Source organism: Rhodococcus sp. (in: high G+C Gram-positive bacteria) (assembly GCF_049591685.1).
In the GTDB taxonomy this organism is placed as follows: domain Bacteria; phylum Actinomycetota; class Actinomycetes; order Mycobacteriales; family Mycobacteriaceae; genus Rhodococcoides.
The window spans coordinates 1-3,491 of the sequence record NZ_JBAWFH010000281.1; the positions used below are offsets into that span (position 1 = coordinate 1).

A 3,491-nucleotide genomic window follows, 5' to 3' on the forward strand; every position below is an offset into this window, starting at 1 on the left:
GCTGCGTCCGGCCTCGCTGCGTTCGGCACTGCTGCCGTCACTGTCAGTCACGATGTCGAGGGTGCCATATGCCGAGGGTGCCGTTCACCGGGCGACTCTCGTCCGCCCGGCACGACCGAAGTGTCAGGAGTCGTCGCGAAGCTCGTAGTACGGGTTGTACACGATCTTGCGGCCGTCGCGTTCGCCCACGCGGCCACGGATGAGAACGGTTTTGCCTGGTTCGATTCCCGGGATCTTGCGACGACCGATCCATACGAGTGTGACGGGATCGGTGCCGTCGAAGAATTCGGCTTCGATGTTGGCGTTGGCGGCCTTCGAACAGGCGTCGACGCTGCGGAGACGGCCGAGCATGGTGACTTCGTCGCCGCGCGAACAGTCGCATGCGCGCTGAGCACCGGACGCCTCCGACGACTCCGCCATCTCCTGGGCGTCGAGTTGATCGACATCCTCGGTCAGCTTCCGCGTGAGTTTCCGAAAGTATCCTGCGGCAGCGGGTGCCATGTGCGCTCCTGGAGCATCTACGACGGTGTTTGCCACGTCTGACGGCGTGTACTACCGACTGTAGACCTGCGGTTGCGCCGTGGCCAACCAGCCTTCATCAATGCCCTGGCACTGTGACCGAATCGGCTGTGAAGGCAGAATCTCCGGACATGAGCACTCGGTCCGTACATGCTGTCGTCCTGCCAGGTGCGGGCTCCGACGCCCGGTTCGCGGCAGATGCGTTCGCCTCCGCCTTCGCGACCGCCGGAACAACAACGCAGACAGTCGATCCCGACCCGACGGGAGTGATCGCGGGGTACGAGCGCGCACTGGACGACGCCGCGCGCGAACACGGCCCGATCATCGTGGGCGGAATTTCCATCGGCGCGGCCGTCGCGATGTCGTGGGCCTTGGAGCACCCGGATCGAGTCGTCGCCGTGCTGGCCGCACTGCCACCGTGGATCGGGGTCGCCGGCGACGCACCGGCGGCTCTGAGTGCTCGCCTCACCTCACACCGGTTGAACACCGAGGGCCTCGGCCCGGCGACCGCAGCCATGGCGTCGTCGACGCCGCCCTGGCTCGCCGAAACTCTCACGAGATCGTGGGCTTCGCAGTGGCCGGATCTGCCCGGCGCACTTCGCGAGGTGGCCGACTACACGGCGCCGAGCGTCGACGAACTCAGGCGCGTGCGGGTGCCGACAGCGCTGGTGGGAGCCGTCGACGATCCTGTACACCCGTTCGACGTCGCCGAGGTCTGGCACCGCGAGATCGAGGGCTCTGCGCTGGCGTCGGTGACGCTGGACCAGATCGGTCGGGATCCGGGAGTGCTCGGCCGGTGCGCGATGGACGCACTGTCGCGCACCCACGCTCGAGCCTGAACGCTGGTCAGCCGCCGAGCTGTTGCATGGCGGATCCGGACGATCCGCGCCGCGGGCCCTCCTGCGAGCCATCCGGTGGGGTCTGCGCCGCAGGGGCGCCCTGCTGGACTGCCCCCTGCTGGGCGGCAGCGTGTTGTGCGGCTGCCTGCTGGACCTGCTGCTCTTGGGCCTGCTGTTGGGCCTGCTGTTGTTGGGCGGCGGCCAACTGCTGCAGCAATACGGGAGGAAGTACGACGGGGAGAGGCGTACGAACCGGGTGGGGTTCGGTTCCGCGGTCGACAACCGACTGCGACAAAATGTCTCGCGCGATCTTCACGAGGGGAGAATCGGGGCCTACCGCACCTGCGGGGCCGGCCAGGACGCAGCGCACCATCCACCGGTAGCCGTCGACGCCGATGAAGCGCAGGTCGGCATTCGTCGTCACGCCGTGCAGTTCGCGGCCCCACGGGCCCGTTTCGACAGCGACCTCGGAGCTGTCTGCCCGAAGCGACGCCGCCAGATCGGTAGCCACCTCGCGCCATTGGCCCGGTGACTTCGGTGCGGCGTACGCCGCGATGGTGATACGGCCGTACTGGGTGACGATGTGCACCGCCTGGGGCGCGCCCGCCTGCGTCATCTCCACCTGTAGCTGGCCGCCGGAAGGGAGGGGAACCAGTACCGAACCGAGATCCAGACGCGTCGCTGCGAGAGACTCGCGATCCTCGTCCAACTCCTCGAGGTCGAACGGGCCCATGTCGGGGTCCGATGAGACGGCGTCTCCCCCGTTCGATTCGGGGTCGGCGGCACCGCGCGGATCGTCGAGCGCCGACGCGCCGCTGTCCCTCACGGCCTCGTGCTCGTCCTGCTGCTCCGAAGCTTTCTTGCGACGTCCGAACATGATCAGTTCTCTTCCTCTCGAATCAACGTGTCTGCGGTGGCCGCGTCCGGGTCGTTCTCGGGCCGCGTCAGGCTTGCGTGCCCTCCGCTTGATCCGTAGCCACCCACGCCGCGTGTCGTGTCGTCGAGCGACTCGACCTCTACGAACGACACCAGCTCGACCTTCTGGATCAGCAACTGCGCAATTCGATCACCACGCATCAACTCGATCGTCTCCCGTGGATCGAGGTTGATCAGGCACACCTTGATCTCACCCCGGTACCCGGCGTCGATGGTTCCGGGCGCGTTGACGATGGACAGACCCGAACGCGCGGCCAACCCCGAACGGGGATGAACGAGGCCGACGGTTCCGAGTGGAAGTGCAACCGCGATTCCCGTGCCGACCACCAGGCGATCTCCCGGGGCGATCGACGCATCCGTGGTGATGTGCAGATCTACGCCTGCGTCACCCTCGTGCGCTCGCCGCGGAAGCGGAAGGTCGGGGTCCAAGCGCGTCAATCGAACGGCGGGAAGACTGCTCGCCGCGGTATTCGACGCGGCCGGAGTGGCTGCAACTGGTGTCGGATCGTCGCTCACGTGCTCCGAGACTACGCGCCTCCCCCACTCGTCTCGCTTCTTCTCCACCTCCCGGCGTCTTCTCCACCCCACTGGCGATCCTGGGGCGGCAGCTACCCTGGAGGTGTGCCACAAGAATCGGAACACGACGTCGACCCCACCGCCTCGAGACGCGATTCGCTCGCGACTGCTGCCGGGACGGTCGTTCACTCCGAAAAGCTGTGGGTGCCGATCTGGTGGTGGCCCGTCGCTCTGGCGGTGGGTGCCTTGCTGGCCGCCGAGGTGCACATGGGCGCCCCTGGCCTTCGCGCGTGGCTTCCGTACGTATTGCTTCTGCCGTTCCCGATCTGGGCTCTGTACTGGCTGAGTCGGATGACCGTGGAGGTGGTTCGCGACGGGTCAGGCGGTGAACTGCGTGTGGGTCGGGCGCGTCTTCCGCTCGATGTCATCGCCAAAGCGGCGGTCATCCCTGCGACAGCAAAAAGTGCGGCGCTGGGCAGGCAGCTCGATCCCTCTGCCTTCGTGCAACACCGCACCTGGGTCAAACGAATGGTTCTTGTTGTTCTCGACGATCCCGAGGACCCCACCCCGTACTGGTTGGTCAGTACCAAGCGTCCCGAGGACCTCGTCGCTGCACTGGCTCGGCCCACCCCCGGAGGCCGCTCGTAAGCGGCCTCGGCCTCGCACAGTCACCCATCCGAT

Annotated in this window: 5 protein-coding genes; 2 read left to right on the forward strand and 3 right to left on the reverse strand. The window is 66.9% G+C overall.

What is annotated here, in order from left to right; translation table 11 throughout:
- Positions 1–123 precede the first annotated feature (123 nt).
- Positions 124–501 (reverse strand): OB-fold nucleic acid binding domain-containing protein, encoded by a 378-nt coding sequence (locus tag WBQ44_RS11815; RefSeq protein WP_495566879.1) that lies wholly within the window; start codon positions 499–501, stop codon positions 124–126.
- A gap of 149 nt (positions 502–650) precedes the next feature.
- Between WBQ44_RS11815 and WBQ44_RS11820 the strand changes: the two genes are divergently transcribed.
- Positions 651–1,358: an alpha/beta fold hydrolase gene (locus WBQ44_RS11820; protein WP_495566880.1), complete on the forward strand. Its 708-nt coding sequence runs from the start codon at positions 651–653 to the stop codon at positions 1,356–1,358.
- A 7-nt stretch (positions 1,359–1,365) separates the two neighbouring features.
- On the opposite strand, the gene WBQ44_RS11825 is transcribed toward WBQ44_RS11820, so the two are convergent.
- Positions 1,366–2,235 carry a DUF3710 domain-containing protein gene (locus WBQ44_RS11825; RefSeq protein ID WP_495566881.1) on the reverse strand — a complete coding sequence of 290 codons (870 nt, stop codon included), beginning with the start codon at positions 2,233–2,235 and terminating at the stop codon, positions 1,366–1,368.
- 2 nt (positions 2,236–2,237) lie between these two features.
- Positions 2,238–2,810 carry a dUTP diphosphatase gene (gene dut / locus WBQ44_RS11830; RefSeq protein ID WP_495566882.1) on the reverse strand — a complete coding sequence of 191 codons (573 nt, stop codon included), beginning with the start codon at positions 2,808–2,810 and terminating at the stop codon, positions 2,238–2,240.
- Between the two features lie 198 nt (positions 2,811–3,008).
- Here dut and WBQ44_RS11835 point away from each other — a divergent pair, with 198 nt between their 5' ends.
- Complete coding sequence (locus tag WBQ44_RS11835) at positions 3,009–3,458, forward strand: DUF3093 domain-containing protein (protein ID WP_495566883.1); 450 nt, start codon at positions 3,009–3,011, stop codon at positions 3,456–3,458.
- The last annotated feature ends 33 nt before the right edge of the window (positions 3,459–3,491 follow it).